Below are 15977 nucleotides of genomic sequence, written 5' to 3' on the forward strand. Positions count from 1 at the left end.
TCCAACGCACTCGTGCGCCGAAAGGTTCCCGCTGCGCCTGAGAAGTCACTGAGACATCGAGCGGCCTGATGGAGCTGCCTAGGAGGTCGGCGGATTGCGGCGCAGCCGGCCGAATCTGCGGCGCACGGTGCCCGCCAGATCGTCTGCAGCGGGAGTGCTCCGGGTGAACAGGGCCGACGCCGCGATGCCCTCGCACAGTGCGACGAGGTCGCGGGCCTCTGCGTGCGGATCGGCAGCGCCCGCTGTGGTGAAGAACGAGACGGCGGCCGGCAGCGAGAACAAGCATTCGGCGAGTGCCCGTGCGAGTTCGTCGTCATGACAGGCGTCGGGTGCGAACGCGAATCTGGCGAGTACGTGGTCCCGTCGCTCGGTGATCAGCTCCTCCAGGTAGTCGGCGATGACTGCGGCCGGATCGTCGAGGCCGTGAACTGCGGGATCCGGTCCGAGCAGCGTGCCGAAGGCGGCGGATGAGGCAGCGGTGAGTCGGGTGATCGCGGCGTCGAGGAGTGCACGCCGAGTGCGGAAGTAGTACGAGGTCGATCCCTTGGGGAGCTCGAGTGCACGATCGATCGCGCTGTGCGTGACCGCCCGATTACCGCCGGTGGCGGCGAGAGCGATGGCGGCGTCGCATATCTGGGTTCGACGATCCGATGCCGGTGCAGTGGGGTCGGTCACGATCCCATCAAACCAGACTCTATGAACATAGAGTTAATGTCATGCGAGTGAGGATGAGACGAACGCGCCGTGGTGCGGAGGGTCTTCGGGCGGCCATCGATGCCCGTGCAGCCGCTGAGGACATGACGCTCACGTCTGGGCAGCGTCGCGCCGCGGACGCATTGTCGAGCGTCGGCGCATCCGGACCGCCCGGTGACCTCTACCTGGTCGGACCTCCCGGGCAGGGCAAGACCCAGGTCGTCGACTGGTTCGTCGCGGTGTCGCAGGCGCGGGTGCTGCGGACGCATCTGCACGGGTTCTTCGCCGACCTGCACCGCTCGATCGACGACAACGGTGGCTGGACGCGCGGTGTGGATGCCGTGCTCTCGGCGAACGGGTCACCGTACGACGTGGTGTGCCTCGATGAGTTCGCGGTGCACGACCCGGCGGACGGCGTGTTCCTCGACCGGGTGCTCACAACCCTCGCGGATCGTCGGGTCCGGGTGATCGTCACGTCGAACCGCCGACCGCACGAGCAGATGCCGAACCCGATGTTCCACGCGGGGTTCGCGCCGACCATGGCGCGGGTGGCAGCCCGGTTCACGATCGTCGACGTCGACGGCGGCCGGGACCTCCGGCAGGCAGGGGAGGGCGCAGGCGGCGGCTTCGCCTCCGGGCGCTGGATCGTCGGCGAGAGCGCGCCGTCCGCGGAGGTGGGGGATCGTCCCGGACTGCTCCAGCCCGGGTCGCACCCGGTACGGGTGATCGCCGCAGGCTCCGGCCGGCTCCGCGTGGAGTTCTCCGAACTCTGCGACGCTCCCACGAATGCGGCCGACCTCCTCTGGCTCGCAGACCGGTACCCGGAGTGGACGATCGTGGACGCGAGGATCCCGCGTCGCACCGAACCCCTCGCCAGGTGGGCGACCCTGCTCGACGTGACCCACGACGCGGGCACCGTGGTCACGGTGTGGTCCCCGGAGCCGCGTGCGGCGATGGTCGACGCGCTCACGGCCGCCGTTCCGGACGCCGCGCGTGCGGTGAGCCGCATGGGCGCGTGGACCGAGCAGATCAGTCGGGTTCGGTCTCGCGGAGCGTGAGCACGCGAGGACCGTCCTCGGTGATCGCGACGGTGTGCTCGGAGTGCGCAGTCGGGGAGCCGTCCGCGGAGCGGAGGGTCCAGCCGTCGGGATCGTAGACGAGCCGATCGGTGCCTGCCGACCACCAGGGTTCCAGGGCGAGCACCGTGCCGGGCCTCAGCACCGGCCCGCGTCCGGGTCTGCCGATGTTGGGCACATGCGGATCCTCGTGCATCGTGCGGCCGATGCCGTGTCCGCCGAACTCGGTGTTCACGCAGTATCCGTGCTGCGCCGCGATCGCGCCGATGGCTGCGGACACGTCGCCGAGCCGGGCGCCCGGAACAGCGGCGGCGATGCCCGCGGCGAGGGCACGTTCGGTCGATCCGATCAGTCGTGCGTCGGGGTGATCCGGGTCGGCCTCGGCCCCGACCCGGACGGTGAGTGCGGAGTCGGCCGTCCAGCCGTCGATCGACACTGCGAAGTCCATCGTGACGAGGTCTCCGAGCGCCAGGACGTAGTCGTGGGGGAGTCCGTGCAGCACGCCGTCGTTCACCGACAGACAGATGACGTTGCCGAACGGTCCGCGCCCGAAGGAAGGGGCGTAGTCGACATAGCAGCTGACGGCGCCGCGGTCGGCGATCATGGTTCGTGCGTGCTGTTCCAGATCGAGCAGATTGACTCCGGGGCGGGCCATCCGCGACAGCGTCGAGAGGACCTCGCCGACGAACCGTCCGGTGATGGCCATCTTCTCGATCTCGGCGGCGGTCTTGAGCTCGATCATCGAGACTCCGGCCCGTCGGTGCCGGTCTCGCCGGTGTCCGCGGCGGCGTCGGTATCGGCGTCGTCTGCTTCGGCATCGTCTGCTTCGGCATCGATGACGTCGTGGTCGCCGTCGTCGAAACGGTCGCGCAGCGCGGGCCGGCTCGAGAGCTCCGGCGGGCCGACGGTTCGGCTCGTGCCGTAGTGGTAGGTCCGGACCTCGCCGTGCTTACGCGGTTCGCTGTCGTTCGCGCGGAGCACTGCGATCCACGGGATCGGAATCGACAGCACGATGATGCCGAGGGCGAGCCATCCGTTCTGGGTGGTCGCGTACACGATCGACGCGATGATCAGGGCTGGTACCCGGATGCTCATCATCAGCAGATACCGCCGCTTACGGGCGCGGAAGGCCTCATCCTGATCCTGCTCGGCACCGGTGATCAGGAAACTGTCGGGGTCCGGTCTGCCTTGCGCCATGTTCCCGATTCTCCCACAGTGCGGCAGAATGGATTCATGGCCACTCAGACAGTTGAACGCCCCGAAGTCGATGAACGGACCGAACAGGACGACGACACCCCCAAGGTCTTCCATTACGTGAAGAAGGACAAGATCGCCGAGAGCGCGGTCATGGGCAGTCATGTCGTCGCGCTGTGCGGTGAGGTCTTCCCGGTCACCAAGTCGGCAAAGCCGGGCTCGCCGGTGTGCGAGGAGTGCAAGAAGGTCTACGCGAAGATGAAGAAGAGCTAGTCCGGGCTCTCGTGCCGACCACGGTCGGGACCGCGCCTGTTCACGGCGCGGTTCCGCAGGGTGTCGGTGATCTCCGTCGTCTGCGAACTCACCCAGTGCCGCATGACGGCCTCGTTCCGGGGCGCCGGCCACATCTCGTCGATGGCGGCGTTGAACTCGGCGCCGGCCACGATCGCGAAGCCGAGGAAGAACGTGAAGAGCAGAAACGCGATCGGTGTCGCCAGGGCACCGTAGGTGTACCCGGTCTGCGTCAGCGTTGTCAGGTAGGCGCGCAGGACGTACGTCGCCAGCCAGAATCCGACGCCGGCCAGGATGGCACCCGGCACCAGGCGCCGTCGCGGGGGCGGAAAGGGCAGGGCGAACCGGTACAGCGCCGATAGTGCGCCGATCAGCAGGACGCCGACGAACGGGAAGTACAGCCAGTCGACGAGTTCGCTGACGGCGGGACCCCACCCATCCGGCACCACGCTGCGCAGATACGTGGGTCCCAATGCCACGAGCGGCAGCACCAGGATCGACATCACCAGGAAGAACAGATAGATGATCAGCGCGAAGATGCGCTGCCACACGGGATTGCGGACCTCGTGCTGATCGTGAGCGTGCACGATCGACGAGACGAAGCAGCTCATCGCGGACGAGCCCGCCCACAAGGACAGGATGAAGCTCAACGACATGATGGTCACCCGGCCGCGACCGAGGACGTTCTCGACGGTCGGGGCGATCAGATCGTTCACGACCTGATCGGTGAAAGTGCGGTCTGCGAACGACAGGATGCGCTGAGTGATGATCTCGATGGTGTCCGGCCCGAACCAGCCACCGATGTAGCCGAGGCTGCCGAGTACTCCCAGCAGGAGCGGCGGCAGCGACAGAGCCTGCCAGAAGGCGGCCTGCGCGGCCCACCCGATGATCGAGTCGTCCCAGGCCTTCACGATGGTCCGCCAGGCGAGCTTCGGCACGCTCCGCAGAACCTGCGGCCGCTCGGCCTCGGTGTCGTGCATGGGCTCGGTGACCTGCTCGCTCGTGGGTTCGATGATCGATCCCAGTGACGACGACGAATATGCCGATGGGGCCGCTGAGTGATCCTCGGCAGGAAGCTCTGCGGCGGCGTCTGTGGAGGAGGGCCGACGTGTGCTGATGACACAAGCATGGCCGATGACCGTGACCAGGTCGATCACCGCCCCTCCCGCGGCGTGGCGATGAGTGTCGGCGCCAGGGGATAGAATCAAGGCCGCATCCGCCCCGATCTCGCGTCGTTCACGTCGTGATGAAGGCGGGGCCGGGGGAGAATCTGCATGTCTATGCTTGAGGAGCAGGGTGACCAGTACCGATGTCGATGCTGACCGTCGAGTTGTGTCGGGTGCGCCGTTGCGCGCGTGGCAGCGGCGAGCGCTCACTCAGTACCTGACCACCAATCCGCGCGATTTCCTGGCGGTCGCCACACCTGGCGCAGGCAAGACGACGTTCGGTCTCCGGGTCGCCGCCGAACTGCTGTCGGACCGGACCGTCGACCGGATCACCGTCGTCGCGCCGACCGAGCACCTCAAGCATCAGTGGGCGGCGTCGGCGGCTCGTCAGGGGCTCGCGCTCGACGCCAACTTCTCGAACTCGACCGGAGCGACCAGCTCGGATTTCGACGGTGTGGTCCTCACATACGCACAGGTCGCCGCTCACCCGTTCCGGCACCGGGTGCGAACCGAGCAGTACCGGACGCTCGTGATCCTCGACGAGATCCACCACGGAGGCGACGCGAAGTCGTGGGGCGACGGCATACGCGAGGCGTTCGAGGACGCGACCCGGCGGCTATCGCTCACCGGAACGCCGTTCCGCTCGGACGACTCGCAGATTCCGTTCGTGACGTACGAACCCGAGCCCGGCGGTTCGCAGCGTTCGCGCGCCGACAGCAACTACGGGTACTCCGCAGCCCTCCGTGACGGCGTCGTGCGCCCGGTGGTGTTCCTTGCCTATTCGGGTGAGGCCAGCTGGCGCACCAGTGCAGGCGAGGAGTTCACCGCGCGGCTCGGCGAGCCGTTGTCGGCCGAGCAGACGGCACGGGCGTGGCGTACCGCGCTCGATCCGCACGGCGACTGGATCTACGCGGTGTTCACTGCGGCCAACCGACGACTCACCCGGCTGCGCGAGTCCGGGGTGCCCGACGCGGGCGGGTTGGTCATCGCCACCGACCAGCAGAACGCCCGTGACTACGCGGACCTGCTGCAGTCGATCACCGGGAAGAAGCCGACTGTCGTCCTGTCCGACGACCCGAAGTCGTCGTCGCGCATCGAGGAGTTCTCGTCGTCTGACGACGAATGGATGGTCGCCGTGCGCATGGTGTCCGAAGGAGTGGATGTGCCGCGACTGTCGGTCGGCGTGTACGCCACCAACGCGTCGACGCCCCTCTACTTCGCACAGGCCATCGGCCGGTTCGTGCGCTCGCGCAGGCAGGGGGAGACGGCCAGCGTCTTCCTGCCGTCGGTGCCCGTGCTGCTGCAGCTCGCCAGTGAACTCGAAGCCGAGCGCGATCATGTCCTCGGCAAGCCGCACCGCGAGTCGGACGGGCTGGACGACCAGTTGCTCGCCGAGGCGAACAAGAAGGAAGACGAGCCGGGGGAGGACGAGAAGGCCTTCCAATCGCTCCACGCCGATGCCGAGCTGGATCAGGTGATCTACGACGGTTCGTCGTTCGGTACATCGACGCTGGTCGGTTCCGACGAGGAGTCGGACTATCTGGGCCTTCCCGGTCTCCTCGACGCCGATCAGGTGCGCACTCTGCTGCAGCAGCGTCAGGCTGAACAGGTGACCCGGCGGAGCACCGTTCGCCCGCGCGACGACGAAGCAGCCAAGGATGCGCCGAACGCCGCGGAGCGCGGCACCGGGGAGAACCTGCACGCATTGCGCAAGGAACTCAACACGCTGGTCGCGCTCCACAACCATCGCACGGGAAAGCCTCACGGGATGGTGCACAACGAACTCCGTGAACGCCTCGGCGGACCGCCGACGGCGATGGCCACCGCGGAGCAGCTGAAGGCGCGCATCAGCGCCCTGCGTACCTGGAAATAGGTCTGCGTACCTGCAAATAGTTCTGCGTACCTGGAAATAGGCGCGATACGACGAGAGAGGCGAGCCCCGTCAGGGCTCGCCTCTCTCGTTCGTCTGCGGGGCGTGAGGAGAGTTGGCTACTCGTCCGACGCATCCACCACTGCGCCGACCTCTACGAGGCGTGCCTCGTGGTCGTTGTAGTGGTGGCGGCAGAAGAGGAGCTCGCCCCCGGTGGGGAGCGTGGCACGCACCTTTGCCGCAGCACTGCACCGATCACAGCGATCGGCGGCGGTCAGTGGAGTGGAGACGACAGTGTCGGGCGTTGCGATGTCAGGCATGGCTTCCTCCGTCCCTTCAAATGACGAACCCGAGTCGATCCGTCATGGCTACACCTTGTCAGACGAACAAGCGTCCGGATTTGTTCCCCGGAGATCCCGGGTGTGTCGGAGCGCACCGCTCGGATGCGATCGGCGAAACGGCGTCAGTCCAGGTAATCGCGCAGGACCTGCGACCGGCTCGGGTGACGCAGCTTGCTCATCGTCTTCGATTCGATCTGGCGGATGCGCTCACGGGTGACCCCGTACACCTGGCCGATCTCGTCGAGGGTCCGCGGTTGTCCGTCGGTCAGCCCGAAACGCAGGCGGACGACGCCGGCCTCACGTTCGGACAGCGTGTCGAGGACGTCCTGGAGTTGATCCTGCAGCAGTGTGAAGCTGACCGCGTCGACCGCGACGACGGCCTCGGAGTCCTCGATGAAGTCACCCAGCTGGCTGTCGCCCTCGTCGCCGATGGTCTGGTCGAGCGAGATCGGCTCGCGGGCGTACTGCTGGATCTCCAGTACCTTCTCCGGCGTGATGTCCATCTCCTTGGCGAGCTCTTCGGGAGTCGGCTCGCGGCCGAGGTCCTGGAGTAGTTCGCGCTGGATGCGGCCGAGCTTGTTGATCACCTCGACCATGTGCACCGGGATGCGGATGGTGCGGGCCTGGTCGGCCATCGCGCGGGTGATGGCCTGACGGATCCACCAGGTGGCGTACGTCGAGAATTTGTAGCCCTTGGTGTAGTCGAACTTCTCGACGGCGCGGATCAGGCCCAGGTTGCCTTCCTGGATCAGATCGAGGAAGGCCATGCCGCGGCCCGTGTAGCGCTTGGCGAGGGACACCACGAGCCGCAGGTTGGCCTCGAGGAGGTGGTTCTTGGCGCGGTTGCCGTCGCGGGAGATCCACGACAGGTCGCGACGCTGTGCAACGGTCAGCTTCTCGCCGGACTCCATGATGCGGCGCATGCGCTCGGTGGAGAAGAGCCCCGCCTCGATGCGCTTGGCGAGCTCGACCTCCTCCTCGGCGTTGAGGAGTGCGACCTTGCCGATCTGCTTGAGGTAGGCACGGACCGAGTCCGCAGAGGCTGTGAGCTCGGCGTCCTTGCGTGCCTGGCGCAGGGCCTCGGACTCCTCCTCGTCCCAGACGAAGTCGCCGGACTTGGCTTCCTTGTCGGCGGCAGCGGCCTTCTTGGCGGGAGCCTTCTTCGCCTTCGCGGGCTTCGCGTCCTCAACCGTCGGCTCATCATCGGCGAGGCCGATGTCGGCGGGGTCGACGATTCCGGGTGCGCCGGTCAGCTCGGTGCTCGCAAGGTCGACGGCGGGTGCTGCCTTCTTGGCAGCCGTCTTCTTCGCGGCGGTTGTCTTCGCTGCGGTCTTCTTGGCAGGCGCCTTCTTCGCAGCGGTCTTCTTGGCGGCCGCCTTCTTGGCGGGGGCCTTCTTCGCCGGTGCCTTCTTGGCGGTGGCGGTATCTTCGACCGGTGCGTCGTTGGACTTGGTGGTTGCCACGTACAACCTTTCGACTGAACTCACGGGGGCGAACACGGCAGTGCACGACCCGATTCTGACGGGCGCGGAGCCGTGAGCGAAGGGGCTAGAGGCTTCGGTGCGGGGACCGACGCGTTCCATTGTAACGACATCGCCGCGAAGGTCACATGCGCAGACCCTCGTCAACGGCCATCGCGGCGCCTACTATGCCCGCCGTGTTGCGCAGGCGAGCGGCCACGACCGGGGTCTCATTGGTCAGCATCGGGATCCACTGATCGCCTTTGCGGCTGATGCCGCCACCCGCGATGAACAGGGCAGGAGAGAAGATCCGCTCGTAATGCTCCAGCACCCGGGATACCTTGCGCGACCACTTCTTCAACGACCAGCCGTGGTCGTCGCGGGCCTTCGCCGATGCGCGCGCCTCGGCTTCCCTGCCGCCGATCTCGAGGTGCCCGAACTCGGTATTGGGTACGAGTCCGCCATCGTGGAAGAGGGCCGAGCCGATGCCGGTTCCGAACGTCAGGAGGATCACCGTCCCGGACTCGACGTCGCGTCCGCCTCCGTAGCGGAGTTCGGCGAGTCCCGCGGCGTCGGCGTCGTTGATGACCGTCACCGCCCGGCCGCCCAGAGGCGGTCCGAACACCTCCTGTGAGTCGACGCCGCACCACGATTCATCGATGTTCGCGGCCGAACGCACGATCCCGTCCCGGACGACGGTGGGCAGCGTGATCCCGACGGGTCCGGTCCAGCCGAAATGATCGGTGATCTCCCGGCAGACCTTCGCCACGGCGTCCGGTGTGGCCGGCCGCGGGGTGTCGATGCGATGACGTTCCCCGACGAACTCGCCGGTTCGCAGGTCGACGATCGCACCCTTGACGCCGGAGCCGCCGATGTCGATTCCGAAGCCGACGTGCGGAGACGGTGACAGGGTGCTGTCCGCACCCAGGTAAGTGACCGTGGACAGGGATTCGCCGGACGCGGCGTCGCTCATCGCCATGGAGCACAGACTAGGCGAATTCGAACTCGCCGTAGACTCGACACGTGACCAGTCCCAAGGATCCGGTGCCGGTGAGCCCCGCCGACCTAGCCGCTCTCGCGCGTGAAGTCGCCGAATCGGCTGCTCAACTCGTTCGTGACCGCAGGTCGGAGCTTTTCGCGACGACCGGAACCAGGGCAGGCGGAGACGCCGTCACCGCCAAATCCACACCGACTGATCCGGTGACCGTCGCCGACACCGAGTCGGAGAGCCTCATTCGTGAGCTGCTGCGCGAACGGCGGCCGGACGACCAGGTGCTGGGTGAAGAGGCTGGGGGAGCGCTCGATGCCCCGGACGGTGTTCGGTGGGTCGTCGACCCGATCGACGGGACCGTGAACTTCCTGTACGGGATCCCGGCGTACGCGGTGTCGGTGGCGGCTCAGGTGAACGGGGTATCCGTGGCCGGAGCAGTGGTGGACGTCGCGCGTCGAGTCACTTACTGGGCGTCGCGCGGCGGGGGTGCGTTCGCGTGCCGGGGCACCCGGGAGCAGCCAGAAGGCGAACCGGAGCGCCTGCAGGCGAATCCGATCACCGATCTCGGGTTGGCGCTGGTGGCGACCGGGTTCGCCTACACGGCTGACCGTCGGCGCGAGCAGGGCGCGATCGTGGCCGAGTTGCTGCCCCGGATACGGGACCTGCGGCGGATGGGTGCAGCGGCGCTCGATCTGTGCATGGTCGCGTCCGGTGCGGTGGATGCACACTTCGAGCACGGACTCAGCCCGTGGGACTGGGCGGCGGGCGGACTCATCGCCGAGGAGGCGGGGGCGCGACTGGTGCTGCCGCCCGCCGATTCGCGATCGGCCGACGGTGCGGTGACGATCGCCGTCGCACCGGGGGTCGCAGATGAGTTCCTCTCGGCGCTGAACGGGATTGGCGCGACGGCTGCGATTCCGGGGGCGATTCCGCGCGCCGAGTAGCGGGCGACCGGGTCAGCAGGGCTGGCCGTGGACCGCGTCCAGCAGCGACGAGTCGACGGGTGACTGCTTCTGCCGCGGGTTCGCTACTCGGAGAGCTTCGATGGCGGCCTGCGCATCCTGCGTCGGCTGGGTCGACGTGTAGTACTCGCCGAGGGCCAGATCGACGTCGGTGCCGGGCCGGCCGTCGTTGACGAGTTGGGCGCACGGGGCGACTAGCCAGACCGCTGCGGCGGCGGCCTGACCGGCTTCGCCGTACCGGATCTGTGCGACGCAGTGCAGATTGCGCTCGGTGTAGACCGTGTCGTCGCCGAATGCAGGTTCGGCCCCGCGGTAGCCGAGTGCGGCGAGATCATCGCTCACCGAACGCGCCGACCCGCGTTGGGCCGCCGAATTCAGCACCCGGACGCCGAAGGTGCTCAGCGGGGCGGGGCCGACGTTGCGCATGTCCGATCCGTTGACCTTGGAGAGGTTGGATCCCTCGGCGATGTTGCAGTCCGTCGGGTACGACTTGTCACCTGGACCGCTGAACGCGTAGATCCAGCCGGCGACAGCGACGAGCGCCAAGATCGTGACGACGATGATTCCGGGCCGAAGATTGCGGCGAAGGAACGGCCGTCCCTTCGCGTCGGTGGTGTAACCGGTGGCGATTCTCGAGACCACGTCGCTGGGCACCTTCTTCCGTGAGTGGCAGTCGGCACCACTGTAATCGCGCGCCCGGGGGACCGAGTCGACGGCGCGCCGGAACGCGTGAACCGGCCGTATGCGGCGTCGATCGGCGGTTTCGGCCAACCTGTTGACACCTGTCGACCAGGTACCTAGAATACGGGCGCCCAAGGTCATCACCGATCACAGTCGGCCAGGCGGTCGGAGCGGCGGGTTGCGCCACAAGCGCGTCCCGCCAGTGGAATTGGCGACGCATCACCAGACACCCGATAACCACCCCAGAAAATTCAGGTAGGCAAAATATGGCAACTGATTACGACGCGCCCCGGCGAACCAACGACGATGATATCGCCGAGGATTCGCTGGAAGAGCTGAAGGCGCGCCGCAACGAGGCGCAGTCGGGCGACGTCGACGTCGATGAGGGCGACACCGCGGAGTCGTTCGAGCTGCCTGGAGCTGATCTTTCCGGCGAGGAGTTGTCGGTCCGCGTCGTCCCGAAGCAGGACGACGAATTCACTTGCACCAGTTGCTTCCTCGTGTATCACCGCAATCGGCTCGCCGAGCAGCACGGTAACGAGCTCATCTGCGTCGACTGCGCCTGAGGGGCGAGTCGCCCGGACTGGTTGCCGGACGCAGACCGACGCCGCGTGAGAGAGACTCTCACGCGGCGTTTCTCGTCGAGCAGGGTTCTACGGAGGCTCGGGGCTCTACGGAGGCTCGGGCCCGATCAGTTGCGCGCGGCGTCCGTCATGTTCAGCGCGGCGAGGACCTTCTCCGGGTGCCGGGTGGAGACGAGCCAGTACGGCGTCGGGTCGTCCGGGTCGTCGAGGACGATGAGCACCATCGACTTGATCCACGAACGGTGCATCACGAACGCCGCGGGATCGAGTTGTCTGCCCATCGCGGCGCTCCTGGCCGATGGCGGGATGGCGGCGCCGCGAGCGATCACGTCGGAGGGCAGGCTCGCCTTGTGCACCTGGAGGCTCCCGTCGGCGGCGACGCGCACCGGCGTCCGGCCCATCGACCAGATGCCCCACGCGACCAACGCGCCGAGTAAGGGGTAAGCGAGCACCGACCACGCGCGGCCGTAGGCCGCGAGCTGGATCTCGTACCCGAGCACAGCGGTCAGGACGGCACCGGCCAGCCACCACCACATGGGGACGGTGAGGCGTTCGGAGTACAGATCGCCGCGTGAACCGCGGCTCCCGGCAGATTCGGTCACGCTGTCCAGGTTAGCCGCGCGTCCGGCTAGTACTCTGCGGGGGTGACCGTGCAGACCAACTCCGAACAGACACCGCCGTTGCGCATCAAGCGGCTGGATCCAGACCTACCGCTTCCGGTCCGCGCCCATCCCGACGACGCCGGTGTGGACCTCTACGCGGCGACCGACCTCGAATTGCTGCCGGGCAGGCGGCAACTCGTCGGGACCGGCGTCGCGATCGCGCTGCCGACGGGGACCGTCGGCCTCATCCATCCCCGTTCGGGGCTGGCTGCACGTGCAGGCCTGTCGATAGTGAACACGCCGGGCACCATCGACGCCGGATACCGCGGCGAGATCAAGGTGTGCCTGATCAACCACGATCGTGAGACGCCGGTCGCGGTCTCGCGGGGGGACCGGATCGCCCAGCTGCTGGTGCAGCGTGTCGAGTTGCCGGAGCTCGTCGAAGTAGATGAGCTCGATGACACCGAACGCGGTGCGGGCGGTTACGGGTCGAGCGGCGGTCACGCGATCCTGGGGGCCACCGAGCCCGCGGCAGGGCAGTCCAGTGCAGTGACGGATGGGAAGGCGCAGGCATGAGCGACCAGAGCAAGCAGATCGGCAACGCGGCCGGACCTTACGACATCGATGAGCTCGAGACATCGTCGGAGGAGCTCGCCAACTCGCACCTCGACCTCGGGTCGGTACTTATGCCGGTGGTCGAAGGCGGTCAGGTGACCGTGGAGATGTCGGCCGAGCACGAACCCGAAGCCGTGTATCTCGTCACCCCGGTCGGGCGCATCGGCATCCATGCGTTCGCGGCGCCGCGCAGCGGCGGTCTGTGGCGTGAGGTGGTCCGTGAACTCGCCGAGTCGTTGCGGGAGGACGGAGCCACCACGTCGATCGTGGACGGCCACTGGGGCCGTGAGGTCACCGCCGAGGTGCCCGGTGGCGAGCACCGGTTCCTCGGCGTGGACGGTCCGCGCTGGATGGTGCGATGCATCGCCAGCGGTCCGGAGGGTGCAGGTGATCAGCTCGTCCAACTGGCGCGTGCGGTTCTGGCCGAGACCGTCGTGCGGCGCGGTGATGAGCCGTTCCCGCCGCGGGAGGTGCTGCCGATCGTGCTCCCGCCGGTCCTCGCCGAGCAGGTCGCGGCGGCACAGCAGCAGATCACGGACGAAGCGGGGGAGGGTGCGGGTTCGGAGCAGCCGACATCCGAGCCGCTGTCCTCGCGACCGATGTCGGCGTCGCCGGGCGCAGCCGGTGCGGACGGTGCAGCGGACGACGAGGTGCTGCCGGGTGGCGCCGTCGCACAGAGCGCGAGTGCGACGGTGTTCACCGAGCGGCCCGAACCCGGCGTCGCCGATGCCGCCACGCCCGTAGTCGACGAGGCTGATCTCGAGGATGAGGATCCGGATCTCGGGTCATCGGACCCCGGATCAGAGGAGACGCCTGCGCCGTCGCAGGGATCGGCGTTGTCGCGACTTCGCCGCAGGCGCCGGAGATAACATCCTGGACCGCTAGCGCGGAGATCGCAGGTTCCGTTGGCGCGTCGCCTCCTGCCACGCCCGGAGGCACGAGTCGCCGAGGCGCTGCTCCTCGGGGCCGAACTCGGTGAGCCGCGTCTCCTGCAGGACGGCGTACGGGGCGGCCGTGGCCCACGCACGTCCCACGTCGTCTGGATGCAGGGGATCGTCCGGTGCCACGGCTATTCCGAGTGGAACGTCGAGCCGGGCGAGGTCGTCGAGCTCCGGACCGGACGTCGACGCCGCCGCGCGCAGCTGGGGGACCAGGCCTCGCGGATACAGGCGGCGCCAGGACCGACTCAGCTCGGCACCGAGCCACTCCGGACTGCCGCCCACCATGGTCGCGACCGCACGCTCGATGCCCTGGTTCTCGATCGAGTCAGCGGTCGTGCCGGCGGACCACGCGGCCGCCGATCCCGCAGGGTCTCCAGACCAGGGCGGGAGCGCTGCGAGGACGCCGTCGCACCGCTGCGCGAGCGGTGATTCCAACGCCCATCGGACAGCGGTCAGCGCCCCGATCGACACGCCTCCGACGAGTACTCGGTCCGTCCCGGAGGCAATCGAGTCGAGCCTGGTCAGATAGCTCTCGACGAGGTTGGCGTCGGGCTCGAGACAGATGATCCGGGCGCCGATGGAAGCGGCTGCCGGCGCGAAGGCCCGGTGGACGTAATCGGCGTCCGATCCGGTGCCGGGCATCACGATCACGGTGGGCATACGTTGATCTTGCCTGCGAGGTATGGTTGGGCGGTAAGCGAGTCCACACTGCGATGCCCGGAGGATGGGGATGGCGAACACAGGTCTGCTGAAACGGCTGGGCAAGATGCTCACCGAGGACCTCGACGAGATCGAGGACGAGCGGGTCCAGCGGGAGTCTCAGGCGGCGAGTAAGGATCTCGCCGACGGCGCGCAATGCGCGAAGGACTGCTCGCGCGGTGACGAGGCGGTCATGGTCGGTGAACTCCGCTCCGTCGAGACCTGCTCACGCAACACGCACTCGGGTGTGGGGGCCGAGTTCTTCGACGGCACCGACACCGTTCTCCTCAAGTGGATGGGCCGCAACCGGATTCCCGGTATCGAACCCGGGCGCCGGATTACCGTCCGCGGGCGGGTGGCGACGGCCGACGGCATGAAGGTCGTCTACAACCCCGCGTACGACCTGCACGGCGACGACGACTAGTCCGCCCGAGCAGTTCCCATCCGCCGAAGAACTCATCTGCCGGAGAGTCGCTAGACCGGCACCTTCATAGCGCGGTGCAACTCGTCCTCGGCGTCTTCCGGGGCGATGAACACCAACTCGTCGCCGCCCTCGAGAGCGTCGTCGGACTGGGGCACGATCACGCGCTTGCCCCGGATGATCGCCACCAGGGCGACGTCTCGCGGAAGCTGCAGTCTGCGGACCGCCTTGCCCGCGAGGGGAGTGTCGTCCGGAAGAGTCAGTTCCACCAGGTTCGCCTGACCCTGACGGAAGGTCATCAGGCGGACCAGGTCGCCGACCGTCACCGCCTCCTCCACGAGTGATGCGAGCATTCGGGGCGTGGACACCGCGACGTCGACGCCCCAGTCCTCGTTGAACAGCCACTCGTTGCGTGGATCGTTGACCCGCGCGACCACCCGGCTGACGGCGAACTCGGTTGTCGCCAGCAGGCTGACGACGAGATTCGCCTTGTCGTCGCCGGTGGCGGCGACCATGACGTCGAAGGTCTGCAACGCGATTCGCTCGAGATCGTCGAGTTCGCAGGCGTCGGCGTGAACCCACGAGGCACCCGGGACGGCGGCCTCATCGATGTGTCCGGGGGCCTTCTCCACGAGAGTCACCTCGTGCTCGTTCAGAAGCAGCTCGCGGGCGATGGCCCGCCCGACTGCGCCGGCTCCGGCGATGGCGACCTTCACTGCTCTGCTCCTTCGAAGACGTCGGCGGCGACGGCGCGGGCGTGGTCCAGATTGGCCGTCGGGGTCGCGACGTAGAGCTCGTCGTCCTGCTGGATCACCGTGCGGCCCTCCGGCAGCACCGGGCGGCCCAACCGCTGCAGGAACACGATGCGTGCCCCGGTCAACTCCTGGAACTTCAGCGAATTGACCCCGATCCACGATTCGTGGACCTCGATGACGGCCATCGCGAGTCCTCCGGACGGGTCGCGCCAGACCGGCGCGGTGGAGGTCTCGCCGAGCGCTGTCACGAACCGCTCGGTTGTCCACGGGACGGTCGCGACGGTCGGGATGCCCAGACGCTCGTAGACGGCTGCTCGCTTCGCGTCGTAGATGCGGGCGACGACCCGATCGACGCCGAACGTCTCCCGCGCGACCCGGGCCGCGATGATGTTGGAATTGTCGCCGGAGGACACCGCTGCGAACGCATCGCACCCGCGGATGCCCGCCTCGGTGAGGACATCCCGGTCGAAGCCGACACCCTGCACGGTCCGCCCGGCGAAATCGTCCCCGAGCCGCTGGAAGGCCGACTCGTTACGGTCGATCACGACGATGTCGTGTCCATGCCCCGACAACGCGACTGCCAGGGCGGATCCGACTCGGCCACAGCCCATGATGATCACACGCACGATGAATGA

20 protein-coding genes are annotated in these 15977 nt (G+C 67.7%); 8 read left to right on the forward strand and 12 right to left on the reverse strand.

What is annotated here, in order from left to right:
• Positions 1-78: 78 nt before the first annotated feature.
• Positions 79-675 carry a TetR/AcrR family transcriptional regulator gene (locus FO044_RS06455; RefSeq protein ID WP_235831481.1) on the reverse strand — a complete coding sequence of 199 codons (597 nt, stop codon included), beginning with the start codon at positions 673-675 and terminating at the stop codon, positions 79-81.
• Positions 676-716: 41 nt separating this feature from the next.
• Between FO044_RS06455 and zapE the strand changes: the two genes are divergently transcribed.
• Entirely contained in the window at positions 717-1751 is a 1035-nt protein-coding gene (gene zapE, locus FO044_RS06460; RefSeq protein WP_235831480.1) for an AFG1/ZapE family ATPase, read from the forward strand.
• On the opposite strand, the gene map is transcribed toward zapE, so the two are convergent.
• Complete coding sequence (gene map, locus FO044_RS06465) at positions 1723-2511, reverse strand: type I methionyl aminopeptidase (protein WP_132993542.1); 789 nt, start codon at positions 2509-2511, stop codon at positions 1723-1725. The genes zapE and map overlap by 29 nt on opposite strands.
• Positions 2508-2966: a DUF3099 domain-containing protein gene (locus FO044_RS06470; protein WP_132993541.1), complete on the reverse strand. Its 459-nt coding sequence runs from the start codon at positions 2964-2966 to the stop codon at positions 2508-2510. The genes map and FO044_RS06470 overlap by 4 nt, the downstream gene beginning before the upstream one ends.
• 36 nt (positions 2967-3002) lie before the next feature.
• On the opposite strand from FO044_RS06470, the gene FO044_RS06475 reads away from it, so the two are divergent.
• Positions 3003-3236: a DUF3039 domain-containing protein gene (locus FO044_RS06475; protein WP_132993540.1), complete on the forward strand. Its 234-nt coding sequence runs from the start codon at positions 3003-3005 to the stop codon at positions 3234-3236.
• Here FO044_RS06475 and FO044_RS06480 read toward each other — a convergent pair.
• Positions 3233-4234 carry a YihY/virulence factor BrkB family protein gene (locus FO044_RS06480; protein WP_132993539.1) on the reverse strand — a complete coding sequence of 334 codons (1002 nt, stop codon included), beginning with the start codon at positions 4232-4234 and terminating at the stop codon, positions 3233-3235. The genes FO044_RS06475 and FO044_RS06480 overlap by 4 nt on opposite strands.
• A 316-nt stretch (positions 4235-4550) precedes the next feature.
• Between FO044_RS06480 and FO044_RS06485 the strand changes: the two genes are divergently transcribed.
• Positions 4551-6293, forward strand: coding sequence for a DEAD/DEAH box helicase (locus FO044_RS06485; RefSeq protein WP_132993538.1), 1743 nt, complete (start codon positions 4551-4553; stop codon positions 6291-6293).
• Positions 6294-6409: 116 nt separating this feature from the next.
• Here FO044_RS06485 and FO044_RS06490 read toward each other — a convergent pair whose 3' ends face one another.
• The 3 genes from FO044_RS06490 to ppgK all read right to left on the reverse strand — a co-directional run bounded on the left by FO044_RS06490 (position 6410) and on the right by ppgK (position 9064).
• Positions 6410-6610, reverse strand: a complete 201-nt coding sequence (locus FO044_RS06490) for a DUF7455 domain-containing protein (RefSeq protein WP_132993537.1) — start codon at positions 6608-6610, stop codon at positions 6410-6412.
• 143 nt (positions 6611-6753) lie between these two features.
• Positions 6754-8094: an RNA polymerase sigma factor gene (locus FO044_RS06495; protein WP_143965441.1), complete on the reverse strand. Its 1341-nt coding sequence runs from the start codon at positions 8092-8094 to the stop codon at positions 6754-6756.
• Positions 8095-8236: 142 nt separating this feature from the next.
• Complete coding sequence (gene ppgK / locus FO044_RS06500; protein WP_143965955.1) at positions 8237-9064, reverse strand: polyphosphate--glucose phosphotransferase; 828 nt, start codon at positions 9062-9064, stop codon at positions 8237-8239.
• A gap of 50 nt (positions 9065-9114) precedes the next feature.
• Between ppgK and FO044_RS06505 the strand changes: the two genes are divergently transcribed.
• Positions 9115-10026: an inositol monophosphatase family protein gene (locus tag FO044_RS06505; RefSeq protein WP_143965442.1), complete on the forward strand. Its 912-nt coding sequence runs from the start codon at positions 9115-9117 to the stop codon at positions 10024-10026.
• A 12-nt stretch (positions 10027-10038) separates the two neighbouring features.
• Here the strand turns inward: FO044_RS06505 and cei are convergent, their stop codons facing one another.
• Positions 10039-10686 (reverse strand): envelope integrity protein Cei, encoded by a 648-nt coding sequence (gene cei / locus FO044_RS06510; RefSeq protein ID WP_132993534.1) that lies wholly within the window; start codon positions 10684-10686, stop codon positions 10039-10041.
• A gap of 305 nt (positions 10687-10991) precedes the next feature.
• On the opposite strand from cei, the gene FO044_RS06515 reads away from it, so the two are divergent.
• Entirely contained in the window at positions 10992-11291 is a 300-nt protein-coding gene (locus tag FO044_RS06515; RefSeq protein WP_132993533.1) for a DUF4193 domain-containing protein, read from the forward strand.
• 125 nt (positions 11292-11416) lie between these two features.
• On the opposite strand, the gene FO044_RS06520 is transcribed toward FO044_RS06515, so the two are convergent.
• The gene (locus FO044_RS06520) at positions 11417-11911 is read right to left on the reverse strand and encodes a DUF3093 domain-containing protein (RefSeq protein ID WP_132993532.1); all 495 of its coding nucleotides are present in this window, start codon (positions 11909-11911) and stop codon (positions 11417-11419) included.
• Between the two features lie 48 nt (positions 11912-11959).
• On the opposite strand from FO044_RS06520, the gene dut reads away from it, so the two are divergent.
• Together dut and FO044_RS06530 are read left to right on the forward strand one after the other, a co-directional pair.
• Positions 11960-12487 (forward strand): dUTP diphosphatase, encoded by a 528-nt coding sequence (gene dut / locus FO044_RS06525; RefSeq protein ID WP_132993806.1) that lies wholly within the window; start codon positions 11960-11962, stop codon positions 12485-12487.
• On the forward strand, positions 12484-13395 hold the full coding sequence (locus FO044_RS06530; RefSeq protein ID WP_132993531.1) for a DUF3710 domain-containing protein: 912 nt from the start codon (positions 12484-12486) through the stop codon (positions 13393-13395). Before dut ends, FO044_RS06530 begins: the two co-directional genes overlap by 4 nt.
• 12 nt (positions 13396-13407) lie before the next feature.
• Here FO044_RS06530 and FO044_RS06535 read toward each other — a convergent pair whose 3' ends face one another.
• The gene (locus FO044_RS06535) at positions 13408-14127 is read right to left on the reverse strand and encodes an alpha/beta hydrolase (RefSeq protein ID WP_143965443.1); all 720 of its coding nucleotides are present in this window, start codon (positions 14125-14127) and stop codon (positions 13408-13410) included.
• Positions 14128-14197: 70 nt separating this feature from the next.
• On the opposite strand from FO044_RS06535, the gene FO044_RS06540 reads away from it, so the two are divergent.
• On the forward strand, positions 14198-14590 hold the full coding sequence (locus FO044_RS06540; protein ID WP_143965444.1) for an OB-fold nucleic acid binding domain-containing protein: 393 nt from the start codon (positions 14198-14200) through the stop codon (positions 14588-14590).
• 50 nt (positions 14591-14640) lie between these two features.
• Here FO044_RS06540 and FO044_RS06545 read toward each other — a convergent pair whose 3' ends face one another.
• Positions 14641-15303: a potassium channel family protein gene (locus FO044_RS06545; RefSeq protein ID WP_143965445.1), complete on the reverse strand. Its 663-nt coding sequence runs from the start codon at positions 15301-15303 to the stop codon at positions 14641-14643.
• Complete coding sequence (locus tag FO044_RS06550; protein ID WP_132993527.1) at positions 15300-15968, reverse strand: potassium channel family protein; 669 nt, start codon at positions 15966-15968, stop codon at positions 15300-15302. Before FO044_RS06550 ends, FO044_RS06545 begins: the two co-directional genes overlap by 4 nt.
• Positions 15969-15977 lie beyond the last annotated feature (9 nt).

The organism is Gordonia zhaorongruii, from assembly GCF_007559005.1.
GTDB classification, from domain to species: Bacteria; Actinomycetota; Actinomycetes; order Mycobacteriales; family Mycobacteriaceae; genus Gordonia; species Gordonia zhaorongruii.

What these genes read in the sequence shown, in the direction of transcription:
- zapE (WP_235831480.1), top strand. Translation starts at nt 717, where the DNA reads ATGCGAGTGAGGATGAGACGAACGCGCCGTGGTGCGGAGGGTCTTCGG.
- map (WP_132993542.1), bottom strand. Translation starts at nt 2,511, where the DNA reads ATGATCGAGCTCAAGACCGCCGCCGAGATCGAGAAGATGGCCATCACC.
- FO044_RS06470 (WP_132993541.1), bottom strand. Translation starts at nt 2,966, where the DNA reads ATGGCGCAAGGCAGACCGGACCCCGACAGTTTCCTGATCACCGGTGCC.
- FO044_RS06475 (WP_132993540.1), top strand. Translation starts at nt 3,003, where the DNA reads ATGGCCACTCAGACAGTTGAACGCCCCGAAGTCGATGAACGGACCGAA.
- FO044_RS06480 (WP_132993539.1), bottom strand. Translation starts at nt 4,234, where the DNA reads ATGCACGACACCGAGGCCGAGCGGCCGCAGGTTCTGCGGAGCGTGCCG.
- FO044_RS06490 (WP_132993537.1), bottom strand. Translation starts at nt 6,610, where the DNA reads ATGCCTGACATCGCAACGCCCGACACTGTCGTCTCCACTCCACTGACC.
- ppgK (WP_143965955.1), bottom strand. Translation starts at nt 9,064, where the DNA reads ATGAGCGACGCCGCGTCCGGCGAATCCCTGTCCACGGTCACTTACCTG.
- FO044_RS06515 (WP_132993533.1), top strand. Translation starts at nt 10,992, where the DNA reads ATGGCAACTGATTACGACGCGCCCCGGCGAACCAACGACGATGATATC.
- FO044_RS06530 (WP_132993531.1), top strand. Translation starts at nt 12,484, where the DNA reads ATGAGCGACCAGAGCAAGCAGATCGGCAACGCGGCCGGACCTTACGAC.
- FO044_RS06535 (WP_143965443.1), bottom strand. Translation starts at nt 14,127, where the DNA reads ATGCCCACCGTGATCGTGATGCCCGGCACCGGATCGGACGCCGATTAC.
- FO044_RS06540 (WP_143965444.1), top strand. Translation starts at nt 14,198, where the DNA reads ATGGCGAACACAGGTCTGCTGAAACGGCTGGGCAAGATGCTCACCGAG.